This window comes from Alkalihalobacillus sp. MEB130 (assembly GCF_032335535.1).
Lineage (GTDB): Bacteria > Bacillota > Bacilli > Bacillales > Bacillaceae_D > Halalkalibacter.
Genome location: NZ_JAOANA010000003.1, coordinates 316752 through 340295 on the forward strand (window position 1 = coordinate 316752; position 23544 = coordinate 340295).

General features: G+C 38.4%; 27 protein-coding genes. 18 read left to right on the forward strand and 9 right to left on the reverse strand.

Annotation, left to right across the window (positions count from 1 at the left end):
- Window positions 1-237: 237 nt before the first annotated feature.
- The 7 genes from N0O92_RS05090 to N0O92_RS05120 form a co-directional block, all read right to left on the reverse strand.
- On the reverse strand, window positions 238-543 hold the full coding sequence (locus tag N0O92_RS05090; protein ID WP_315613566.1) for an AzlD domain-containing protein: 306 nt from the start codon (window positions 541-543) through the stop codon (window positions 238-240).
- Window positions 540-1247 carry an AzlC family ABC transporter permease gene (locus N0O92_RS05095; protein ID WP_315613567.1) on the reverse strand — a complete coding sequence of 236 codons (708 nt, stop codon included), beginning with the start codon at window positions 1245-1247 and terminating at the stop codon, window positions 540-542. Before N0O92_RS05095 ends, N0O92_RS05090 begins: the two co-directional genes overlap by 4 nt.
- 204 nt (window positions 1248-1451) lie before the next feature.
- Window positions 1452-2054, reverse strand: coding sequence for a hypothetical protein (locus tag N0O92_RS05100; RefSeq protein ID WP_315613568.1), 603 nt, complete (start codon window positions 2052-2054; stop codon window positions 1452-1454).
- A gap of 660 nt (window positions 2055-2714) precedes the next feature.
- Window positions 2715-3170, reverse strand: coding sequence for a GNAT family N-acetyltransferase (locus N0O92_RS05105; protein WP_315613569.1), 456 nt, complete (start codon window positions 3168-3170; stop codon window positions 2715-2717).
- 212 nt (window positions 3171-3382) lie between these two features.
- Window positions 3383-3517: a DUF3813 domain-containing protein gene (locus tag N0O92_RS05110; protein WP_315613570.1), complete on the reverse strand. Its 135-nt coding sequence runs from the start codon at window positions 3515-3517 to the stop codon at window positions 3383-3385.
- A gap of 97 nt (window positions 3518-3614) precedes the next feature.
- Window positions 3615-3767, reverse strand: a complete 153-nt coding sequence (locus tag N0O92_RS05115; RefSeq protein ID WP_315613571.1) for a hypothetical protein — start codon at window positions 3765-3767, stop codon at window positions 3615-3617.
- A gap of 73 nt (window positions 3768-3840) precedes the next feature.
- Window positions 3841-4653, reverse strand: coding sequence for a Cof-type HAD-IIB family hydrolase (locus N0O92_RS05120; RefSeq protein WP_315613572.1), 813 nt, complete (start codon window positions 4651-4653; stop codon window positions 3841-3843).
- Between the two features lie 196 nt (window positions 4654-4849).
- Here N0O92_RS05120 and ctaG point away from each other — a divergent pair, with 196 nt between their 5' ends.
- From ctaG to N0O92_RS05195, 15 genes are all read left to right on the forward strand, one after another.
- Window positions 4850-5767, forward strand: coding sequence for a cytochrome c oxidase assembly factor CtaG (ctaG, locus tag N0O92_RS05125; RefSeq protein ID WP_315613573.1), 918 nt, complete (start codon window positions 4850-4852; stop codon window positions 5765-5767).
- A gap of 16 nt (window positions 5768-5783) precedes the next feature.
- Window positions 5784-6374 carry an SCO family protein gene (locus N0O92_RS05130; RefSeq protein ID WP_315613574.1) on the forward strand — a complete coding sequence of 197 codons (591 nt, stop codon included), beginning with the start codon at window positions 5784-5786 and terminating at the stop codon, window positions 6372-6374.
- A gap of 59 nt (window positions 6375-6433) precedes the next feature.
- On the forward strand, window positions 6434-6628 hold the full coding sequence (locus tag N0O92_RS05135) for a hypothetical protein (protein ID WP_315613575.1): 195 nt from the start codon (window positions 6434-6436) through the stop codon (window positions 6626-6628).
- 3 nt (window positions 6629-6631) lie between these two features.
- Window positions 6632-6961 carry a redoxin domain-containing protein gene (locus tag N0O92_RS05140; RefSeq protein ID WP_315613576.1) on the forward strand — a complete coding sequence of 110 codons (330 nt, stop codon included), beginning with the start codon at window positions 6632-6634 and terminating at the stop codon, window positions 6959-6961.
- Window positions 6962-7277: 316 nt separating this feature from the next.
- Window positions 7278-8315 carry an N-acetyl-gamma-glutamyl-phosphate reductase gene (gene argC, locus N0O92_RS05145; RefSeq protein ID WP_315613577.1) on the forward strand — a complete coding sequence of 346 codons (1038 nt, stop codon included), beginning with the start codon at window positions 7278-7280 and terminating at the stop codon, window positions 8313-8315.
- Window positions 8316-8332: 17 nt separating this feature from the next.
- Window positions 8333-9568 (forward strand): bifunctional glutamate N-acetyltransferase/amino-acid acetyltransferase ArgJ, encoded by a 1236-nt coding sequence (gene argJ / locus N0O92_RS05150; RefSeq protein WP_315613578.1) that lies wholly within the window; start codon window positions 8333-8335, stop codon window positions 9566-9568.
- A gap of 27 nt (window positions 9569-9595) precedes the next feature.
- Complete coding sequence (gene argB / locus N0O92_RS05155; RefSeq protein WP_315613579.1) at window positions 9596-10381, forward strand: acetylglutamate kinase; 786 nt, start codon at window positions 9596-9598, stop codon at window positions 10379-10381.
- A gap of 11 nt (window positions 10382-10392) precedes the next feature.
- The gene (locus N0O92_RS05160) at window positions 10393-11559 is read left to right on the forward strand and encodes an acetylornithine transaminase (RefSeq protein WP_315613580.1); all 1167 of its coding nucleotides are present in this window, start codon (window positions 10393-10395) and stop codon (window positions 11557-11559) included.
- A gap of 106 nt (window positions 11560-11665) precedes the next feature.
- A complete protein-coding gene (locus tag N0O92_RS05165; protein WP_315613581.1) occupies window positions 11666-12745 on the forward strand; it encodes a carbamoyl phosphate synthase small subunit in 1080 nt (359 codons plus the stop codon).
- Window positions 12738-15887: a carbamoyl-phosphate synthase (glutamine-hydrolyzing) large subunit gene (locus tag N0O92_RS05170; protein ID WP_315613582.1), complete on the forward strand. Its 3150-nt coding sequence runs from the start codon at window positions 12738-12740 to the stop codon at window positions 15885-15887. Before N0O92_RS05165 ends, N0O92_RS05170 begins: the two co-directional genes overlap by 8 nt.
- Window positions 15888-15903: 16 nt before the next feature.
- Window positions 15904-16854, forward strand: coding sequence for an ornithine carbamoyltransferase (gene argF / locus N0O92_RS05175; protein WP_315613583.1), 951 nt, complete (start codon window positions 15904-15906; stop codon window positions 16852-16854).
- 60 nt (window positions 16855-16914) lie between these two features.
- The gene (locus N0O92_RS05180) at window positions 16915-17106 is read left to right on the forward strand and encodes a YjzC family protein (protein ID WP_315613585.1); all 192 of its coding nucleotides are present in this window, start codon (window positions 16915-16917) and stop codon (window positions 17104-17106) included.
- Between the two features lie 475 nt (window positions 17107-17581).
- Complete coding sequence (locus N0O92_RS05185; protein ID WP_315613586.1) at window positions 17582-18325, forward strand: alpha/beta hydrolase; 744 nt, start codon at window positions 17582-17584, stop codon at window positions 18323-18325.
- 64 nt (window positions 18326-18389) lie between these two features.
- On the forward strand, window positions 18390-19286 hold the full coding sequence (locus N0O92_RS05190) for an NAD-dependent epimerase/dehydratase family protein (protein WP_315613589.1): 897 nt from the start codon (window positions 18390-18392) through the stop codon (window positions 19284-19286).
- A 12-nt stretch (window positions 19287-19298) separates the two neighbouring features.
- The gene (locus N0O92_RS05195) at window positions 19299-19466 is read left to right on the forward strand and encodes a hypothetical protein (protein ID WP_315613590.1); all 168 of its coding nucleotides are present in this window, start codon (window positions 19299-19301) and stop codon (window positions 19464-19466) included.
- A 22-nt stretch (window positions 19467-19488) separates the two neighbouring features.
- On the opposite strand, the gene N0O92_RS05200 is transcribed toward N0O92_RS05195, so the two are convergent.
- On the reverse strand, window positions 19489-21081 hold the full coding sequence (locus N0O92_RS05200) for a peptide chain release factor 3 (protein WP_315613591.1): 1593 nt from the start codon (window positions 21079-21081) through the stop codon (window positions 19489-19491).
- 308 nt (window positions 21082-21389) lie between these two features.
- Here N0O92_RS05200 and N0O92_RS05205 point away from each other — a divergent pair, with 308 nt between their 5' ends.
- From N0O92_RS05205 to N0O92_RS05215, 3 genes are all read left to right on the forward strand, one after another.
- On the forward strand, window positions 21390-22352 hold the full coding sequence (locus tag N0O92_RS05205) for a BMP family ABC transporter substrate-binding protein (protein WP_315613592.1): 963 nt from the start codon (window positions 21390-21392) through the stop codon (window positions 22350-22352).
- Window positions 22353-22422: 70 nt separating this feature from the next.
- Window positions 22423-22617, forward strand: a complete 195-nt coding sequence (locus N0O92_RS05210; RefSeq protein ID WP_315613593.1) for a ComZ family protein — start codon at window positions 22423-22425, stop codon at window positions 22615-22617.
- Between the two features lie 86 nt (window positions 22618-22703).
- Window positions 22704-23033 carry a hypothetical protein gene (locus N0O92_RS05215; RefSeq protein ID WP_315613594.1) on the forward strand — a complete coding sequence of 110 codons (330 nt, stop codon included), beginning with the start codon at window positions 22704-22706 and terminating at the stop codon, window positions 23031-23033.
- Between the two features lie 68 nt (window positions 23034-23101).
- On the opposite strand, the gene N0O92_RS05220 is transcribed toward N0O92_RS05215, so the two are convergent.
- A complete protein-coding gene (locus N0O92_RS05220) occupies window positions 23102-23464 on the reverse strand; it encodes a hypothetical protein (RefSeq protein ID WP_315613595.1) in 363 nt (120 codons plus the stop codon).
- Between the last annotated feature and the right edge of the window lie 80 nt (window positions 23465-23544).

Consider the following 23544-nt stretch of genomic DNA (forward strand, 5'->3'; position numbering starts at 1 on the left):
TTTAGAAAATTCCATTCTTTCATTGTATCGTTTTCAGTAAGAGAAGGAAAGCGAACAGACTGATTAGCTGAAATTTCTTCTTCAAATCTATAGGAAAAGAGAGATAAAGGGAAAGAGAGCATTTTCGACTTGGGAAGGAAAAGTAGAAAAAAGCCGCTTTGGATAATATGAGATCCATTGCGGCTTTAATAAGTGGACATTCTTTAATGAGAAAAAAACTATATATAACGAAGCATGTTAGATAACTAACGATACAAACATAAGGACAACAATACTGCTCATAACAACAATGATTAAGTTCGCTCCTAAATAGGCAACAATTAAAGCCGTTACGCCTCCAATTATGCCGTACCAGATATTCTCACTCACGGTAAGAATCCCAGGGAAAATCAATGCACCTAAGGCGGCATAAGGAACATTACGTAAAATTGCTTGTACCCATGGAGGAATTTTTTCCACGTTCAAAAATACGAGAGGAAGCATTCGTGGTATGTATGTAACAAGTGCCATTCCTGCAATAATGAACATCATAGTCATATTCATGTAGGATTCCCCCCTTTCTGGTATATCCATTCCATCCCAGCTGAAGCAATCAAAGTAGCCAAAATAATAGACCAGCCAAATGGAAGGAAAAGAGAGAAGAGACTATTTAAAATGGCTGCACTTAATGCTAAAAAGAGAACCTTTCGATGCTTTTTTAGAGAAGGCATGAGCAGGGCTATAAACATAGCATACAAAGCGATTCCCATACTTTGTTGCAACGTAGATGGCAAGATGGAACCGACAAAATAACCGATGCCAGAATTTAAGACCCAACTTATGTAAGCTATAGTAGCTACTCCAACGACAAACCCTGTTCTTACATGGCCTTCCTGTGTAGTCGTAACAGCAAATACTTCGTCCGTTATCCCAAAAGAGTATAAAGCTTTAATAATGGGATGGTCATCTTCTATCCGCTCACGCACAGACGCACTCATGAGAAGATGGCGTATATTTACGATAAATGTTGTAAAAATGATTTCAAAAGCTCCTGTTCCCATCGCGATTAGAGTAAGTGCCATATATTGAGCAGCACCCGCATAAACAAATACGCTCATAGCTAACGTTTCTAGAAATGATAAGCCTGTACTTCGGGCAAGCAACCCAAACGTTAGGGCGGCAGGTAAATATCCTATGGCAATTGACGAACCTGCTATCATTCCTCGTGCGAAAGGAGTTCGTTGATTAGATAGTGCAGTCGTGGACATGTTGTTCTCCCTTTCTTGAAATCGGATCAAATTGGAATAAATATCAATTTGATTGTAAGGGAATGTTCTTATGGCCACAAGGGATTTGTCTTACCTTTTTTGAATGAGGAGGAATTAGTGGTCCCGAAAAAATGCAAGCACCTGGAAAACTGTGCTTGCATTTTTCGCTGTTACGTTTATCAGCGAAATGAAGTTGTTCATTGATTATAGAAGTTGTTCAACTTGTTCGCGCCTAGACAATAGCTTTTTTAATTTCTTTTTATGAGAATCAATTAACCATTCGTCTGAATCGATTAGAGCTTCATGAAGTTCCATTAGCACATAATCAATTTCTAGATTCATCATATTATAAATTGTTCTCGGCTCAAGTGACTTCCCATCATCTTTGTACTGAATCATCGATCCATTTCGGTTCATCATGACCTTTTCACTCCCATCAATTTCGATCATCGACTCAATATCACCAGATTGGTACGAAGTAATATAGAGAGGGCCTTCTGTGGAACGTTTTACAATGCCATTGCCTTTTTCATGTTGAAGTAGTTTCTCAAGCGAACTTGCTAACACATCATCATAAACATGAAGACTGTCAGCTGAAAGGGTGAGAAATTCTGCATTTCGGATAAAAGGGAGCTCGTGAACGGATTCCTCAAGTTCGACCATGAGATAAATCGTTTTTGCATCATATCGCCAAAAGAGCGAATAATGTTGGCTCATCATTTTTTTTATAAATTGGTGTAGCGCTGGTTTTGATAGCTCGATATAGACATCGGAAAACTCCACTTCAACAAACGAATCTCTCATCATAATGATTACACACTCCTTTGACAGCTTCGCATTGATAAGGTTATGGTTGCTATATCATATGTTGAATAATCTGAAAAAAGAAGTAAAACGCCCAGTTTCAGCAGAAATGGGCGCGAGAAATTTTTAGTTATACATGCTTTTTACTAGTAGAAAGGGAGGGAGAGAAGTTGAAAAGAAAGAAACTAAGGTCTGGAGATAGTAGTGTTGTGGAGAAGAGAAAAAGCGGAAATGGGGACGTTAGAAAGGGGAAGTAGCGTCGTTGAGAAGAGCGAAAATGGAAATGGGGACGTTAGAAAGGGGAAGTAGCGTTGTTGAGAAGAGGGAAAATGGAAATGGGGACGTTAGAAAGGGGAAGTAGCGTTGTTGAGAAGAGGGAAAATGGAAATGGGGACGTTAGAAAGGGGAAGTAGCGTCGTTGAGAAGAGCGAAAATGGAAATGGGGACGTTAGAAAGGGGAAGTAGCGTTGTTGAGAAGAGGAGAAGCGGAAATGGGAACGTTAGTAAGAGCAAGTTAGGACTTTAAGAAGATGACAACCGCAATGGCTCCGCACGCTGCACGCCGAAAGGAGAAGAGCACTCCTTTCGGCTTAAGAGAAAGCAGCGGCTTCGCACATTGCAAGAGGATGAACAAAAAGGAAAGATCACCTTTTTGTTCATCCTCTAGAACCGGAAGCCGTAGCGTTTGGAGATGATATCGTAGAATCCTAGAGAATTGTAGAGGGCTTTTGTTGCTTCGTTGTTTATTCCTGTTTCAAGTTCAATGCCTTTAATTTGTTCTTGTTCTGCCCAATAAATAACCTTTAAGAGGATTTTCTTTGCAATTCCTTGGTTACGGTGCTCCTTGTGAACGTACAGATCATTTAACCAAATATAATGACCACCCTTATCAATGCTTAATGCTACGTTAAGAAACGCGGCTCCAACAAGAGTCTGTTCTTTTTCTGCGACAAAAATATGAGCTTGTGAATCTTCTTTCAGGGCTAGATCAATGGTAGCAATTAATTGATCATACGCATTTGTAGGTCCAATGTGATCCAATTGACCCATAAATAAATCAGCAATACGTCGTTTAAATTGAATATCGACTTCTTTATTCACCTCATACACCTTGACCATGTAACAAGTTCCCCCTAAAATCAAAACAAAATTAGATAGTAATCCAAGCGTAACACAAAACAAAGATGCTGAGTAGATACGAAAATATTGGAAGTTTAAACTAAATAAGGATTTTATATAATTTAAGTTTTTCCAATTGCATTTCATGAATCGAAGTAACACGAAAACGCTCGGACAGGATCATCCGAGCGGCTTCCATTTACACTACTGGGTCAGTATGACTCCAAGTTAGTCTCAGTAAAACTTTGTAACTGATCTTGCATATAAATCAATTGGTCTTGTTCTGCTGGCGAAGATTGAGAAAAGGCTGAATGTAATGTTGATTTTGCCCGCTCCCATTCTTTCATAACAGCCTCTCTTGAACGTCTGTTTCGGCAACTAAAGCTAATAATTCAAATCGCGCAATAGACTCTCTCGCATCTTGAAACGTGTAGTGTGTGTCCATTAGTGGTCACCGCCTAATTCGGGCTTCTTAAAATGGAGGCGCTCGGCTTTTTCAAGAGACATGTCTCCCATTGTCACAATATCCATTTTCTCTGCGTTTGGAGGTTGGACTTGATCTTTTTCGTCTTGTTTTTTTGATTGATTCTCTCTCATGCTTTTAACCCCTTCAGTATTGTGATTGATACGTTTCTAACGTACCCACATACTGGCATTTCATTCTGAGGGATTAGCGTAAGTTTAGTGCTTCTTCTAAATAAACGGCAATTCCATCTTCTTCATTTGTTAACGTGATAGAATTAGCTAGATTTTTCAATTCCTCAATTCCATTCCCCATGGCTACACCTTGACCGGCATATTCAATCATTTCAAAGTCATTGTCTTCATCTCCAAAAGCAATAATGCGCTCTTTAGGGATCTGGTAAAAGTCTGCCACCTTTTGTAAGCCTACAGCTTTGTTCATACCAGCTTTTACTATTTCAATGACATTCCAAGGTGCACCCCAGACTCGTTGATCAATCACTTCTGCATGAGCATCAACAAGGAGATTACGAAGTTCCTGAACGTGCTCATCTTTTGGGTGAATTAAGACACATGTCGGATCGTCTTTTAGAATATGTAATAAGTTTCCATGATCGACTGGATTTTGACCAGAAAGAAAGGTTTCTACAAAAACTTCATCAAAATTGCGCAAGTAGAAGTCGTCAATCACTTCCACCATAATATTGCTAACATTAAAGGCTTCACATGTTTCTATTACAGTCTTAGCGGTCGGTAAATCAAGTGGGGAATGATACGTACCGAAACTTTTATCAGATGGGTGGTGGACAAAGGCTCCATTGAAATTGACAATAGCAGTGTCTAGATTTAATTCGTGATAGTATTGACTGCTAGCTCGGTAAGGTCGTCCAGTTGATATGGTAACGATATGTCCTTTCTCTCTAGCTTTGGCGATCACTTTTTTCGTTCGAGGAGAGATGGTTTTTTCATCGGTTAAAAGTGTACCGTCTAAATCAAGTGCAATTAAGTGTTGGTTTGACATCGAAATCTTCCCTTCAATATGGATATAGTAGGTATAGGAAAATAGAGGATGTTCTTGATAAATACCGGAATTGAAAATGGGTATTTTTAAACAATCTCACCATTAAATTTTCCTTATTCGTTCAATTTTTATTTATTACATCTATGTTATGATAGACATGCTTTAATGTAAATTCTCCAAAAAGGAGGGCGAAGTAGTGAGTGTATTATTTGAAAACTTTGGTTTTCGAGCTCTATGGACACCAGAGTTGTTACTTGGGTTACTTGTAATAGGAATTCTTTATTTTTTATTGATTACAAGATGGCGCTCTCGTTTTAAGGGATCTGCTCCTGTTCGAACGAGACAAAAGGTGTATTTTGTACTAGCGTTGCTTGCTTTATATATTGGATGGGGGAGTCCACTTTATATTGCCGGACATATTATGATAAGCTTTCACATGACACAAATGGTCTTTGCTTATTTTATTGCTACGCCTCTCTTTTTATTGGCCATTCCTTCTTGGTTCTTTCAAGCAATGGTCGATCGTTTTCGATCTCCTGTCACAGAACGAATTTTTCGTGTGATTTGGAGTCCGATTGTAGCATTATTTCTATTTAACGGCCTGTTTTCATTCTACCATGTCCCATTTATGTTTGATACTTTGATGCAGTCTGTGGTGTTACACAGTATGTATGAGTATTTGTTGTTGTTTGCAGCTGCATTAATGTGGTGGCATATGATTGCTCCGTTACCAAGTGCCTTTCCTTTATCTGATCTACGAAGAGTCGGATATATCTTTGCGAATGGTATTTTGATTACGCCTGCTTGTGCATTAATTATTTTTGCACCTACAACTCTTTATCAAACATACACGGACCCAACGATTTGGGCACAAGTTATGGCTTATTGTTTACCAGCAGGAACGGCAGTGCCGATGGGGCTTCTTTCTGGTCCAGATTCGTTTACTTTTTTAGAGGCTAGAATGGATCAGCAACTAGCAGGTGTTTTAATGAAAGTTATGCAGGAAATAACATACGGCTTTACAATTGGGTATGTGTTTAAGCAGTGGTTAAAGAAGGAAAAACAACAAGATGGAGCGTTAACCATTAGTGATATACCGACGGCAAAACCGTAAGAAAGAGGTTTAAAAGATGAAACAAGCAATTGTCATCATGCTAGCATTATTCGTATTAAGTGGCTGTGGATGGGTTTATCAAGTAGGAAGTGGTAGTTCCTCTGAGTATGATTTTTCACAGGCTGGAGCCGAAGTACTACCCTTTGAGTTTATAAATCAAGAAGGGAACGCATATGGAACAGAGCAACTAGAAGGACAATATTGGTTAGCGAATATGGTATTTACTCATTGTCCTTCTGTTTGTTTAACGATGACACCAAATATGCAGCGACTTCAAGGTTCGATGCAAGAAGAGGGAATCGACATGTCATTTGTCTCCTTCTCAGTTGATCCCGAAAGAGATACAGTTGAACAACTCTACTCTTATGGAACAAATGTTGGGGCAGACTTTGAATCATGGCAGTTTTTAACAGGGTACACAGTTGATGAAATAGCAGAGTTTTCCCGTGAGAGCTTTAAATCAACGGTTCAACCAGATGGAGATGACGTCATTCATAGTACGAGCTTCTTTTTAGTGGATCCAAATGGTCAGGTTATCCGTAGGTATGACGGCTTACAAACGAATCAAGATAGTATTATCAAAGATTTGCTAGAAACGGTACAGTAATGTCTTTTTGTTGACAGAGTATGCTGTTATCGGTAGCTTTAGGAGCGGAGGTGCATACGATGGGTGTAGGAAGAAAACAGAACATGGCTTTATTTTTAATCATTGCAGCATTTTGTCTAATTCTAAGTGCTTGTGGCTCAAATGATGGACAAGTAGAAGGTGAATTAACAGTTGTAAATGAAAATGGAGAGGAAGTTTCTCTTACAAATAAAGAACGGGCAACGATTTTGTTTCACTTTACAGAAGTTGGCTGAGGATTGTGTCAACAGCAACTGGTTCAGTTGCAGGAAAACTTAGATCTATTTAACGAATTAGATGCAGATATCTATGCAATTAGTACAGATACTCCAGACAATTCTAAAAGATTAAAAGAAGCCGGCGCGTTTACGTTTACGTTTTTATCAGACCTAGACTATATCGTTCTTGAGCATGTTAAAATGAAAAATGATAACATGTCATACAGAGGAATTAGTATTTTAGATCGCGATGGCAACTATGTCTACCATCAAGTAAATGATCTGTGGGGTGATCAAATGGAGGCTACGAAAAATATTATCTATGATCAATTTGATTCCCTTAATGAATAGAAAGTAAGACACTTACGAAATTTTCGTAAGTGTCTTTTTTTAGATTAGATCCTTTTATATGTAATTCCTTAAAAATGAGTGTGAGTTAGACAGACACAATAAAAAATTAGGTTAGTATACTGATTCGGAGTTGGTACTTTCATTAAAAAAAATAGTTGAAAGATGGAACAATTGATGGGCAGCTTGGAAATGATTTTGTGCGAATGGAAAATAGGCGAAAATAAAATAAAAATACAGTTGAATTAATTTTTATACATAGATATAATGAGTACCAAGATCAAAAAGAGAAGACAAAGAAATGTAGGGAGAGGGAAATATGAGAGTTGGTATTATCGGGGCTACAGGTTATGGTGGCGCAGAATTGTTAAGGTTATTGAACCAACATCCTCATGTTCAAGAGGTTGTTTTGTATTCATCATCAAAAGAAGGTATGAATATACAAGATTCATACCCTCACGTTTCTAATATATATAATCAAACATTGCGTACCATAGATGAAACATCATTAAAAAATGAGGTGGATGTTGTATTTTTAGCGACACCTCCTGGAGTATCAGCTGAATGGTCCGGGAAAATTGCCAAGGCAGGTTGTCAAGTTATTGATTTATCAGGGGATTTGAGGTTACAAGATCCAACGGTTTATGAGAAGTGGTACAAACGTGAAGCCGCATCTGAGTCGTTAATTAAGAAGGCTGTTTACGGATTGCCAGAATGGAATCGAGAAAAGATTAAACAGGCACAAATAATCTCTAATCCTGGATGTTATCCAACAGCTACGCTGTTAGGTCTGGCTCCACTTGTGAAAAATAAGGTAATTGAAGAAGATTCGATCATTATTGATGCGAAGTCAGGTACATCTGGTGCAGGAAGATCACCATCAGCCATCACTCATTTTAGTGAAATGAATGAAAACTTTAAAATATATCAAATTAATCAACATAAACATATCCCTGAAATTGAACAAAACCTGCAAGAATGGGATGAGTCGATTCCAAATGTAACATTTCAGCCGCATTTAGTGCCAATGGTTCGAGGGATTATGGCGACCATTTATGCAAAAGCCAAACGTCCACTTACGGAGAAGCATTTACGTGATATATATGAAGAAGCATATAGAAATGAAGCCTTTGTCAGAATCCGACCAGACGGAGTGTATCCAGCTACAAAAGAAGTATATGGAAGCAACTACTGTGATATAGGGGTAACCTACGACGAACGAACAGGAAGAATTACAGTTGTATCGGTTATCGACAATGTCGTAAAAGGAGCTTCAGGGCAAGCAATTCAAAACTTTAATATAATGAACGGATTCGAAGAGAATACAGGGTTAGCTCTCGTTCCGATGTACCCATAATGGAAGGTGGTCATCTCATGAAAGGCATAGCAAATGCACCAGCAGTTACTGAATTAGAAAATGGAAGTATCGTAACCCCTAAAGGCTTCTCGGCAATCGGGTTACATACCGGGGTAAAACGTAAAAGACTTGATCTTGGAGTCATATATTGTGAAGTTCCAGCTAATACGGCTGCTGTCTATACATGTAATAGAATCCAAGCTGCACCGTTAAAAGTAACGAAAGAATCAATTGCAAAAGAAGGAAAAATTCAAGCATTAGTAGTAAATAGCGGAAATGCCAATGCTTGTACGGGAAAAAGAGGGTTGGAAGATGCCTATACAATGAGAAATGAAAGTGCTGCCCACTTTGGAATCTCTTCACATTATGTAGCTGTGACATCAACTGGAGTAATTGGTGAATACTTACCGATGGATAAAATCATTCCTGGCATAAAGCAATTAGAACCGGAATCAACACTAGAAGCAGCAGAAATGTTTAATCATGCGATTTTAACAACAGATACAATTAACAAAAAAGTTTGCTATCAAACCGTCGTTGATGGCAAGACGATTTCTATCGGTGGAGTTGCTAAAGGCTCAGGTATGATTAATCCAAATATGGCGACAATGCTTTCATTTGTTACAACAGATGCACATATAGATTCAGACGTCTTGCAACAAGCGCTTTCCTCCATTACAAATCAGACGTTTAATCGAATCACGGTTGATGGAGATACATCAACAAACGATATGGTAGTCGTTATGGCTTCTGGTTTAGCAGAAAATGAGGCGCTCTCACCATCACATCCAGATTGGGATGGCTTTTATCTAGCTTTAAAAGAAACGTGTGAATCGTTAGCAAAACAAATTGCTCGTGATGGAGAAGGAGCTACGAAATTAATCGAAGTCCAAGTAAAAGGCGCGCATACTGATGAAGAAGCTGGGAAAGTCGCAAAGAAAATAGTAGGGTCTGATTTAGTAAAATCAGCTGTTTATGGTACAGATGCAAACTGGGGAAGAATTATTTGTGCGGTAGGGTACAGTGGGTGTGAAATTGATCCAGATACGATTGATATTGCTATTGGTCCTATTCAAACACTCGTTAACAGTCAACCTATTTCATTTTCTGAAGAAGATGCAAAATCATATATGGAAAAGAACGATACAGTTGTCATTCATGTTGATTTACATGTCGGAGAAGGAAAAGGCAAGGCGTGGGGCTGTGATCTGTCTTATGATTATGTGAGAATTAACGCTGGTTATAGAACATAAGGAAAGCCGATTCGGGAGGGGAAAAAAGTGAAAGATGTTGTCGTTATAAAGTGTGGGGGAAGTACCATTGCTGAATTGTCAGAAGAGTTTTTCAAAAGTGTCGTGAATATGCAACAAAGTGGCAAACACCCGATTATTGTTCATGGCGGTGGTCCTGCTATTAATCAACTTTTGCAAAAGCTAGATATTAAATCTGAATTTGTAGATGGACTTCGAAAGACGACGGTAGATGTGTTGGATACGGCTGAAATGGTTTTATGCGGGAAAGTGAATAAACAAGTGGTTACAAGTATTCATCAAGCTGGAGGGCAGGCAGTTGGCTTATCAGGGTGCGATGGTCAATTGATTGAAGTGAAGCCAGTAAATGAAGGAATGCTTGGATACGTTGGTGAACCAACGAAAGTAAACACGAATTTACTCTGTTCTTTAATGGAACTTAATATGATCCCAGTCATTGCACCGATTGGGATGAATGCTGATGGTACTCACTATAATGTGAACGCAGATAGTGCAGCAGCAGCAATTGCGAAAGAACTAGGTGCAGAGCAATTGGTATTTGTGACAGATGTGGACGGAATCTTAAAAGATGGTAAGTGCCTTGATAAAGTAACAGCAGATGAAATAGAAACCTATATAGCTGATGGAACCATATACGGTGGTATGCTTCCGAAAGTGAGAGCTGCATTATCAACACTAACAGGGAATATTCAATCCGTTATGATTATGAATGGAAAATCCACACAAGTTGGAAAAGACGGTTCTGTTCAAGGAACAACAATATTGAAATCTAAGATGAAGCTATACGTTTCGTAAGGAGGACCAAAATGAGTGCACTATTTCCAACATATGCTAGGTGGGACATTGCTCCTGAAAAAGGACTTGGCGCGAAATTAATTGATGGTAATGGTAAGGAATATTTAGATTTTATTTCAGGTATTGCTGTTTGTAATTTAGGACATTGCCATCCTAAAGTCATTTCAGCAGTCGAACAACAGCTGAACAAATTATGGCACGTTTCTAATTTGTTTCAAATAAAAGGGCAAGAAGAGGTTGCTCAAATACTGGTTGAGCATAGCGACGGAGATTATGTCTTCTTCTGTAACAGTGGGGCAGAAGCAAATGAAGCAGCAATTAAGTTGGCAAGAAAGGCAACAGGCAAACATCATATTGTGAGTTTGAGAAATTCATTTCACGGTCGGACGCTTGGAAGTATGGCAGCAACTGGTCAAGATAAAATTCATCAAGGTTTTGGTCCGCTTTTGACGGAGTTTACGTATGTTGAAATGAATGATGTAGCAGCTCTTCAGAATGCAGTAACAGAAAAAACAGCAGCGGTTATGGTCGAAGTGATTCAAGGTGAGGGCGGTATTCGTCTTATGAATGAGCAATACGCAGAGGCACTCAAACAAGTTTGTGACCACTACGGTTGTTTACTCATTATCGATGAAGTACAGACGGGAATTGGTCGTACAGGTACAACATTTGCATATAAGCAATTAAACTTATCACCTGATATTGTTACTGTAGCAAAAGGACTAGGAAATGGATTTCCGGTAGGAGCTTTAATTGGTAAAGAGTCATTAAAAGAAGCCTTTTCACCTGGAAGTCACGGCTCAACATTTGGTGGCAATCCACTAGCGATGGCTGCTGCAAAAGCTGTATTACAAGAAGTGTTTAAACCAGAAATGCTTCAATCAGTTCAAGAAAAAGGAGAATGGTTTAAAGCAGAATTAGAACAAAAATTAAGCAAATTTAAAATTGTTGAAGAAGTTCGTGGAAAAGGATTCATGATTGGGATAGCTTGTGAAACCGAAGTGGCACCTATAATATCAGCTTGTATCGAAGAGGGCTTACTTGTTTTACCAGCAGGTCCGAAAGTACTTCGAATTTTACCACCACTTGTGACAACTCAAAATGAGTTGGAACGGGCTAGTGAAATTTTAACAACAGTATTTTCGAAGGTAGAACAAAAGCAGAGTGTAAATAGTTAATTTGAATAAGAATCACTCCATTTCTGGTAGTGATTTTAAATAAAGGAAGCATGTATAAAAATTGAAACTAAAGTATAAGTATTCGTCAATGGGTGGAGGGAATCAGATGAAAGGATACGTTGTATTAGAAAACGGTGAAGTATTTGAAGGAATTCTTCATGGAGAGAATCAGGAAGTACATGGAGAGATCGTATTTTTTACAGGGATGTCAGGTTACCAAGAGGTGTTAAGTGATCCATCTTTTAAAGGGCAAATGGTCGTGTTCACGTATCCGTTAATAGGAAACTACGGGATTAACGATATTGATTTTGAAAGTGTAGATCCTCAAGTGAATGCTTTGCTTGTAAGTGAAGTATCAGAAGAGGGATTCCACTACGAATCAAGTTCATCTCTCGTATCCTATTGTGAAAAGCAATCAATTGCTCTCGTATCAGGAATTGATACAAGAGCAATTGTGAAGCGGATACGAGAACAGGGCGATATGCGAGCAATTATTACTACCGATCCAAAAGCTGTTTCGTTTGAGAGCTCCTTGCCACTTGGACAACAGGAAGTTGTTCCAGAAGTCTCAACGAAAGAAATCAAAACGTATGGAGATGGAGATCATCATATCGTAATGGTTGATTTTGGATACAAGAAATCAATTTTGGACTCATTGGTCGAGCTTGGTTGTAAAGTAACTCTTGTTCCTTACAACACGTCATTTGAGGCTATTTCACTGCTTAAACCAGACGGAGTTATGTATACAAATGGACCGGGTAATCCCAAACAATTAACAGAGCTTCTTCCGAATATTAAAAAGGTAGCCATACATTACCCGACAATGGGTATTTGCTTAGGACATCAACTACTTGCTCTTGCTTTTGGCGCGGATACAGAGAAGTTAACGTTTGGTCATCGTGGAGCGAACCAACCAGTAATGGATTTAGTTTCGAATAAAGTTTATATGACATCACAAAATCATAGCTATGTAGTAAATGAAGACTCACTCGAAGGAACAGGTTTTGAAGCGAAATTTATGAATATTAATGATCGTTCGATTGAAGGACTGATTCATAAACAGTACCCAGTCTTTACGGTTCAGTTTCATCCAGAAGCTCATCCTGGACCGTCTGATAGTGAACAACTCTTCTATACATTTATAGAAATGCTACGTAATAAGGGGAGAGAGAAAGCATATGCCTAAACATCAACAGCTACAGAAAGTCCTTGTTATTGGCTCAGGTCCAATAGTCATTGGGCAAGCAGCAGAATTTGATTATGCAGGAACACAAGCCTGTCTGGCTCTTAAAGAAGAAGGAATTGAAGTCATTCTTATAAATAACAATCCTGCAACAGTTATGACTGATGAATCATGTGCAGATCGCGTGTATTTCGAACCTCTGACTGTCGAAAGCGTGGAAGCCATTATACAAAAAGAAAAGCCTGATGGCATTTTAGCTACTTTAGGCGGCCAGACTGGTTTAAATTTAGCGATGGATCTTCACGATAAAGGCATTCTAGCAAAATATCAAGTTGATTTACTAGGTACGCCAATCGAGTCTATAAAAAAAGGCGAAGATCGTGAAGCGTTTCGAGCTCTAATGCAAGAATTAAATGAGCCTGTTCCTGAGAGTGATATTGTGACAACTAGTGAAGCAGCTGTTGAATTTGCAAACATTGTTGGGTATCCCATTATTGTTCGTCCTGCTTACACACTTGGAGGAGCAGGTGGAGGGATCGCTTCAAATGAAGCTGAATTAAAAACAATTATTAAAGGAGGGCTTTCTCTTAGTCCTATTAATCAATGTTTAATTGAAAAGAGTATTGCGGGTTTCAAAGAAATTGAATATGAAGTTATGCGCGATAAAAATGATACTTGTATTACGATTTGTAATATGGAAAATATTGATCCAGTCGGTATTCATACGGGTGACTCGATCGTTGTTGCTCCATCACAAACCTTAACTGATGTTGAATATCAAATGCTACGTACGTGCTCTGTGAAAATAATTCGAGCACTAGGGATTGTTGGTGGATGTAACATTCAGTTCGCACTAGATCCTAAAAGCAAGCAATATTATTTAATTGAAGTAAATCCTCGTGTAAGTCGTTCATCTGCTCTTGCATCTAAAGCTACAGGCTATCCTATTGCACGTATGGCTGCAAAAGTAAGCATTGGTTATGATTTACACGAAATTATTAACCCTGTAACAGGACATACTTATGCTAGCTTTGAGCCCGCTCTTGATTATGTCATTGTAAAATTTCCACGTTGGCCTTTTGATAAATTTGTTCATGCTGAGCGTAAGCTTGGAACACAAATGAAGGCAACGGGTGAAGTTATGGCAATCGAACGCAATCTAGAAGCAGGAATTCAAAAAGCCGTTCGATCTTTGGAACTTAAAACAAATGGATTAGACTTACCTTCTGTAACGAAAAAGTCAGATGACGAATTAATGCAGTTAGTAAAAGAGGCTGATGATCGTCGATTCTTTGTCTTGCTAGAATTAATAAGAAGAGGCTATTCTCGTCAAACGTTACATGAAGCAACAGGTATCGATGCGTTTTTCTTACAATCGTTTGAGCGTTTAATTCAATTGGAAACTCAAAGCAAAGAAGAAAGTTTTACTAACATAACAACAGAACAATTGCATCTTTATAAAAAAGCGGGATTTACGGATGAGTGGTTAGCGGGCGTTTGGGGAGTTACTGAAGAGGAAGTTCGGGAAAAGCGAAAAGCTCTTCACATTACTCCTTCGTATAAAATGGTGGATACGTGTGCCGGTGAGTTTACCGCATCAACAGCTTACTTTTATTCAAGTTGGTCTGGAGAGCATGATAGAATCCCTCAATCAGGTAAAAAGAAGATATTATTAATAGGATCTGGACCTATTCGAATTGGTCAGGGAATTGAATTTGATTATTGTTCTGTTCAAGGAATTCAAAGTCTACATCGTCTTGGATATGAAGCGATTATGATGAATAATAATCCTGAAACAGTAAGTACGGATTACGCGACGGCTGACCGTCTTTACTTTGAACCGTTAACAGTAGAGGACGTTCTAAATGTCATTGATTTAGAACAAGTAGAAGGGGTTATCGTTCAATTAGGAGGTCAAACAGCTATTTCACTAGTTGAAGGATTAGAAAAAGCTGGCGTGAAATTATATGGAACGAACCTTGATACCATTGATCAGTTAGAAGATCGCGGACGGTTTTACTCCTTTATGCAACAAGTGAATGTTCCGCATATTCCAGGTGTAACGGCGACAAATGAAACGGAAGCATTAGAAAAAGCAGCTCAAATTGGGTATCCAGTGTTAATTAGACCTTCTTATGTCATTGGTGGTCAGGGCATGATGCTCTTTCAATCGGAAGCGGAGTTTGTCTCTTATTTAGAAGATGAAGAATATTATGCACAGTTTCCACTATTAATTGATGCCTATTATCCTGGGACTGAATTAGAAGTAGATGCATTAACAGATGGGGAAAGTGTATGTATTGCAGGAATGTTCCAACATGTTGAACGTGCTGGAGTGCATTCAGGCGATAGCATTGCAGTAACCCCACCATACTCGCTTTCGCAAACTGTAAAGGATCTTGTAACTGATTATACAGAGCAAATTGCTGCAGGCATGGACTTTAAGGGAATCTTCAATATTCAATTTGTCTTATTTGAAGATCAATTATACGTAATCGAAATCAATCCTCGTGCATCAAGAACTGTGCCGATCTTAAGTAAAATTTCGAATGAATCATTGATTGACTATACTGTTAAGCTGCTTTTAGGACAAAAACTTGAGGAGATGGGACTTTTCCACCGTACATTGCCGGAACCTCATTTTTATACGGTAAAGGCACCAGTCTTCTCGTACCAAAAGCTGGCGGGGCTTGATCCTATTTTAGAGGCAGAAATGAAATCAACCGGAGAGTTAATGAGCATGGGTGCACATCTTGAAGAAGCTTTTCTAAAAGCATTTGTTTGGTCTCAACAGTCAAAGCCGAAATTATTTACACAAAAAGGGTCTATCTATATTGATATTGCAGATGAATTTACAAATGATTTTGAACCATTTGCTAAATCGTTACAAAAACTAGGGTTCTCTTTAGTGACTGATGATTTTGCTAACTGGGTTCAGACAGATGAAGCAATTGCTCTTATCAGTTTACCTAAGTTAGGAACAAAAGATGGCACACAATATCGTCAAGAAGCACTTAGACAGCGTTGCTCTGTTATATCAGAATTGACTACATTAGACATTATGTTAAAAGGGCTTCATGTAAAAGAAATCCAATACCAGGCTATTCAAGACTGGTGGCAGAAAGAAAAGGAACTTATTAAGTAAAGGGACGTGACTCTAGATGAACGCAGCAATTGAAAATAAAACGTTTTATGGACGTGATTTTCTTACACTACTTGACTATAAACCAAATGAAATAGAAGCATTGCTAAGAAATGCTCTAGAGATTAAACAAAACAAAGCCCAATATGCAGATGCATTAAAGGGTCAATCATTAGGAATGATCTTTGAGAATGCTTCTACACGAACTCGTGTCTCTTTTGAGGTAGGCATGACACAATTAGGTGGGCACGCTCTGTTTTTGAGTCCCCGTGACATGCAAATAGGTAGAGGAGAACCAGTAAAGGATACAGCAAATGTCTTATCTCGTTACGTTGATGCCATTATGATCCGCACAAATTCACATGAGCTTGTTTGTGAGTTAGCAGAGCATGCATCGGTTCCTGTTATTAATGCCCTGACAGATGCCTATCATCCTTGTCAAGCAATGGCTGATTTGCTAACGATTTATGAACACAAAAAAGTCTTAAAAGGGTTAAAACTTGCCTATGTAGGTGATGGCAATAATGTCGCACACTCACTTCTAGCGGCAGGTGCAAAAGTAGGAATGGATGTAAGCATTGCTACGCCAGTCGGCTATGAAGTAGATAAAGATATCTTTGAAAAAGCAAAGAAAGCAGCAGAAGAAACGGGAGCTACGCTTATTCAAACGAATGATGCTAAAGAAGCTGTAAAAGATGCAGATGTTATTTATACAGATGTGTGGGCTAGTATGGGATATGAACAAGAACAAGATGAGAGAATGAAGCAATTTAACGAATACCAAGTAAATACCGAACTTGCTGCGTTAGCAAAGGACGATTTTATCTTCTTACATTGCTTACCAGCTCACCGTGGTGAAGAAGTATCGGCGGACATCATCGATGGTACACATTCTGTTGTGTATGATCAAGCGGAAAATCGACTTCATGCTCAAAAAGCAATTTTATTGGCACTCTTAACGAACTCCTAATCCTCTTGTCATGATTAGAAGCCATATGGGCATTCTAATGATGGAAGGAGGGATGCTGTCATGGGTCAAAGTCGACTATTTGAACCAGGTCAAAAAGCACCGAATAACGGAATTTATGTTGAAATTGGTGAAACCGGAGATATGGTTCAAGATCCTAAATCATTAAAAATGGAAGCGGGAGATACGTTCCCTGATACGCAAAACCATAACCGAAAATGGACACCAAAGTCAAAACCAAAAGCAGGACTATAGAGAAAAGACCCAAAGGGTGATCTTCCCTTTGGGTCTTTTCTCTATGCGGTGAGCGGAGCCGTTGCCATCTTTTAAGCCATTTAGGAGTGATCTTCTCCTAAAAGGCGCGCAACGAGAGGAGCCACCGCAAGGGGTTCGGACTGAATATGGCAAAGGGTGATCTTCCCTTTGGGTCTTTTCTCTATGCGGTGAGCGGAGCCGTTGCCATCTTTTAAGCCATTTAGGAGTGATCTTCTCCTAAAAGGCGCGCAACAAGAGGAGCCACCGCAAGGGGTTCGGATGAAATATGGCAAAGGGCGATCTTCCCTTTGGGTCTTTTCTCGATGAACCTCTTTTTCTTCAACGAGCATAACAGAAGAAAAAGGGGTTTTTAGTGGGACATTTTTATAATTTCATTCTTTTTACTTCCATTTTTCGCTTTCTTGCATAACGTAGTAAAGATACTACTTTTGAAATGATGGGAGAGACGTAAAACATGGTACGTGCACGTTTTTTTCGCATAGAAGAACAGTGGAACGTCATCTATCTTCCAGAACGTCCAAATGGGTTCGCGGTTTTTTTAATTGGAAACAATGGAATGCTTGTTGACAAAGATACAAGTGATTGGGAGCACCATCCTGAGAAGAACCAATTTTTAGATGATTTATTAAGTAGAGGATATACAGTTGTAGCGTCATCTCTTTATAATCAACATTGGGGAAGTCCGAGAGCTTTTCACCTTTTTGAGAAATTGTATTCTCTTGTACTTAAGAAAGAAATATTAAATTCGAAAGTTCATTTATTTGCACAAGGAAGTGGAGCTCTACTTGCCATACGTTTTTTACAAGCCTATTCAGGAAAAGTTCGTTCTTGTTATTTTGTGAACCCTTGTTTTTCTTTAGAAGCCTATTTTGCACAAGAACAAGAAAATAAACTCTATTTTAAACGATTTAAAAAAGAAATTGCCGAAGCATATCAACTCCCTCTACAAGAGGTTAACTCCAATAAAATCATAAAATTGTCACCATCTATAATGAAAAGTGATCTTCCACCACTGTCCATTCATTGCCATGTACAAGAAAAGCATTTTCCTCTTCAAACACAAAGTAGACCATTTCAGCAGGAGTTAGCTAATCGGCAAATTTTTGTTAACTTACGGATACACGGAAATGATAAATCATTTTATAAAGCAGCTCAATCAGCCTTTCCATTTTACAAGAAATACGAAGTAATTTTATAGGCTTTCTCTTTTGTGACATATGAGAGAGCCCCATACATAAGTTGATAATAGGGGTGAGATGCACATGAGAAAAGCACTTGTCACTGGTGGGCTAGGATTTATCGGTTTTCATTTAGTAGAACGTTTACTCTCGGAAGGAATAGAAGTTGTGATTATTGATCAAATTCCTGATGAAAAGAAAGAAGAATTGGAAGAAAAGTGGCTTAGAATTGGTAGAAATGCGCTTGTAACGTTAATGGATAAACGATTAGAAGATGTTCAACTAGAAAAAGTAGTAAAAGATGTGGATGTTATTTTTCATTTAGCTGCTGCAACTTCTTCAGATAGTAAATGGCCGAAGTTGGCTAAAGTCATTGAAAATAATGTAAGTTTAACCAAGATGCTAGTAGGAGCGACTCCGAAAAATTGTAAGATCATTTATGCTTCTACTGTCGAAGTATACGGGGAAAGGCCTGGTCAAATCACAGAGCGAACACCAACCAACCCTACTACTGCTTATGGGATTACAAAGTTAGCAAGTGAGAGACTGCTTGCGCAAGAATGTAAAAAAAGAGGAATTACGTATCACATTTTACGTTTGCCGACTATTTATGGGCCGTGGCAGAGATCAGATATGACGTATCAGCAAATTTTGTTAGGTAAAACGGATTTTGAGATGGACCGCTCTACTTTAGATGTTCTTTATGTAAATGATTGTGTAGAAGCGTTTATTCTTGCTGCAGGCATTAAAGAGAAAAACGAGATTTTTCATTTATCTTCAGGAAAGGAAGGAGCTTGGTATGAAGGACTTCGCCTACTTGGCCATGATGAAAGTGGGGGTAGCAAGCAGTTTAAAACAACATTAAGTACAGAAAAAATTACAACAATTTTACGTTTTACACCTCAAGTACCGTTAGAGAAAGGGCTTGCCAAACAACGTGAACATGTGAAACAATGGCAGAATCAACAACGGTTGAATTGAGGGTGTGAATAGGTGTATAAGAGAAAGGCTTTAATGGGAATTTTGATCTTTACGATAATCACGATTTTATCCTTTTTTCTCCTGCAAAGTGTTTTTGGTTTAGGAGAGGGAATTAGTGTTGTTTTGGCGCTTATTTTTGGTGGGATCGTTGAATTTATTTATCAAAGAAGAAGGGAGTGACATGTGTCACCCCCTTCTTCTTTTATGTTGATTTGATAAACGAATTCTCATAGAATTTCATTTCTGGATATTTATCAATGGCTGTTCGCATTTGAAACTCGTTTTCAAAGAGAACAACAATTCGACCATCTCGGTCTGTCACGAGGTTTCGCTGTGTTTTCTTAAAAGCGTCTAACGCCTCTTGTGGACCATCCACCCAACGTGCAAATGAAAATGGCAAACGATCTAATTGGATGTCTACATGATACTCATGTTTCAGACGATATTCCAAAACCTCAAATTGAAGAACCCCAACGACGCCTACAATTTGCTGTTCAGCAAAACGATTATACGTTTTGAACAGTTGAATGGCTCCTTCTTCCGTTAGTTGCTGCAATCCTTTCTCATATGATTTATGTTTTAACGCCTCTTTAACTGTGATAGCACTGAAGAATTCTGGAGAGAAATGAGGCATCTCAGCAAATTCAAAATGATCTCCTTCTACAAGCGTATCGCCTATACGGAAACTGCCTGGATCAAATAATCCAATAATATCACCTGCATAGGCTTCATCAACAATACTTCTACTTTGCGCTAAAAATTGAGTAGGTTGTGCAAGTTTTAAGTTTTTACCGACACGAACGTGTTTAACGGTCATGCCACGTTCAAATTTACCTGAAGTAATTCGCAAGAAAGCAATACGGTCCCGATGGGCTGGATTCATATTAGCTTGAATCTTAAAAATAAACCCAGAAAATGATTCATGTGTTAATGGTTCAATTACCCCTTTAGAACTTTCCCTTGGAGTTGGAGATGGTGACAATGTTAGGAAGTGTTCTAAAAAGGTTTGAACACCAAAACTTGATATTGCACTTCCAAAGAAAATAGGTGTCAGCTCCCCACTAGCAATAAGCGCTGGGTCAAATTCATCGCCAGCTACATCGAGTAATTCGAGCTCTTCACGAAACTGAGCAACTAAACCTTCATCGTTTATCGCTTCATCTAGTTTTGGATCATCTGGACCTTCGAGCTGAATGACATCTATTTCTTTCGGATTGTCAGGGTTATATAATTCGAGCTTTTTGTTATGTCGATCATACACTCCTGAGAATGATTGGCCCATTCCAATTGGCCATCCCATTGGATAGGAACGAATTCCAAGTAAGTTTTCTAGCTCTTCCATTAATTCAAAAGGATCTCGTCCTTGTCGATCTAGTTTATTCATAAAGGTAAAAATAGGTATTCCGCGCATTTTGCAAACTTTAAACAATTTCTTTGTCTGAGCTTCGACCCCTTTGGCTGCATCAATTAACATCGTCGCTGAGTCAGCTGCTGTTAATGTACGATACGTATCTTCACTAAAATCTTCATGCCCAGGGGTATCAAGAATATTCACATGGTACCCATTATATAAAAATTCAAGAACGGAACTAGTAACGGAGATTCCACGTTGCTTCTCAATTTCCATCCAGTCACTCATTGCATGCTTTGTATTTTTCTTTCCTTTTACCGTACCTGCTTCACGAATAGCTCCTCCAAATAAAAGAAGTTTTTCTGTTAGGGTCGTTTTCCCTGCATCCGGGTGGGAAATAATCGCGAATGTACGGCGCGACTCAACTGCTTTTTTATAGTCCATAAAAATATCCTCGCTTCTACTTTTAAATAGTCTCGGTTCATTATAACAGTGTTGCTCCTATGTTTCACCTGCCTAATATGATGATGAGGGTATTACACAAAAATAAAAACTTGACCAAACAAAGTATCTCAATCATTACAATCAGATTACAAGTTCATATCAAAATGCAAGATTAAGAGGATTCACTCATAACATTAACGAATAATAGGTCAAAAGTAGTCATTATAGAGTTGCTTGGTAGAAACGTAAGAGAAAAAGAGGTTTTTATGGTTTAATATATAAGTGTAAATAGTAGGGAGAGTGTCAACATGATTTTTCAACGATTGTTATTGCTGTTGTTGCCTATTTTACTTATTGGATGTTCTAGTATCAGTAGTCATTCCTCTTCTGAAAATAAAGTAGGGTTGTTGTTAGAGGATACAATTGATGATCAAGGATGGAATAGCAAGGGCTATCAAGGCTTACTAAATATTCACTCCAATTTAAATATTGATGTTGTTTTTATGGAGAATATGAATACAGAATCAAAGGTTAAAAAAGCAATTGAGGATTTCGATGAACAAAATGTGAATTTAGTTTTTGGACATGGCCGTTTTTATGCGGATCTTTTTACTCAATTGGGTACAGAGTACTCTCATATTCATTTTGTTAGTTTTAATGGTGAAGTTGAAGGAGAGAATGTTACAAGTCTCCATTTTAATAGTTATGCGATGGGATACTTTGCAGGAATGCTGGCAGCTGCTATGTCAGAAAATGGAAATATTGGAGCGATCGCAGCGTTTGATTGGCAACCGGAGATAAAAGGGTTTCAAGATGGAGCTTCTCTTAGTAATTCAGCTACAATCGTCCATTTGAAGTTTGTAGAAGATTGGGCTGATCGTGAAAGAGCGTTAACGTTCTTTGATGAGTTAAAACAAGAAGGTGTGGATGTGTTTTACCCTGCTGGAGACGGGTATCATATCGATCTTATAGAAGAGATTAGAAAAGAAGGTCTTTATGCGATAGGATTTGTAAGTGATCAATCGGATCTTGGTGAAACTACAATTTTAACAAGTACGGTTCAGCACGTTGATTATCTTTATGAACTCGTAGCAAAACGTTATTACATGGATGAATTACATTCAGGTAATTTACATTATGATTTCCAAGATGAAGTGATCTCTTTAGGTGAGTTTAGCTCAAGTATTCCAGAAGAAATCAAAAGAAAACTAGAAGAAGCCGTTCAAAACTATATAAAAACTGGGGAGTTACCAACAGAACCAATTTTGTAACTAGCTTGCGTTTATAGGGGTTGTCATAGTATTGTTATGGTGGTAAGTATGATAATAGAGGTGGATAAGAATGAACAATCCTGAAATGAATATGAGATTTATGCAAATTGCCATGAAGCATCTTCCCGAAGGAAAGAAATTTCTAGATGATAAAGGCATCGAATTAAATATGGAAGACTTGCAACCAATGTTAGAACTACTACTTAATGTTATGTCAGAAGCGTATGAACTTGGTAAAGAACATGCTACTGAAGAGTCAAATTAATTAAATATAAAAATGCAGCTCGACCTGAGTCTAAGATCTCAGAACGAGCTTTTGTTTTGCCTATTAGTTCAAGAGGAGGAGTTTGTATGGAGAAGACGGAGAAACTTAAAGCCTTTGCTCAAGAAATGAAAGAGGGTTTTCAATTAGTGAAAGAAAAACGCGATGAAGAAGCGTTAAAGAAATTAGAGCCATTCGTAGAATTAATGAGAAGAAGCGAGGCTCCGCATATTCGTCTTTTTTCAACTTATAGTATTGCTCAGATCAGAACAGGAAAGTTGGAAGGATTTCTACAAACGTATGCTGAAGTAAAAGAGATGGAAGCAAAAACGGAAGAAGAAGCCAAGCTGAAAGAACAGTTAGATGGGTTTTTTAATGAATTAATGGTGGAATTGCAGAAAGAAGATGGACAGGCATAACGGAAAGAATTAACTAAGAAGGGCACTGAAAAAAGGCATTTATTCCTTTATCAGTGCCCTTTCTTAGCTTAATCGTTTGATTTTTTTGATTTGTTCTTGGAGCTAGTCGTATCGGTATCATCTTCATTATTAAACAAAGTAGAAACTTTACTAGCAAGAGGTGCTAACTTCACTAGATAAGGGCTAAGCGATTGGACTAGAGCTATAATGTGCGTGAGTTGGTCCCCTTGTTGGTTATTGCTATCTGAAGCTGATTGATCATTTGACTCTGGCGATTGTGGGTGTTCATGTTGTTGTGATGCTTCTCTTGATTCACTCGATTGTGGTTGTATAGGCGGCCTTCCAAACATTAAATCTGAAAAAAAGTCATTCGTCGGCGGTTGTGGGGGGTGATTTGTTTGTTGAGGCTGCTGATTTTGTTCGTCACTCATGGTCATTCCCTCCTTTAACTACGGTACTCTCCTTTTATTGTATGGATAGACCTGCATCGCTGTGTAAAGGCATTCACCTA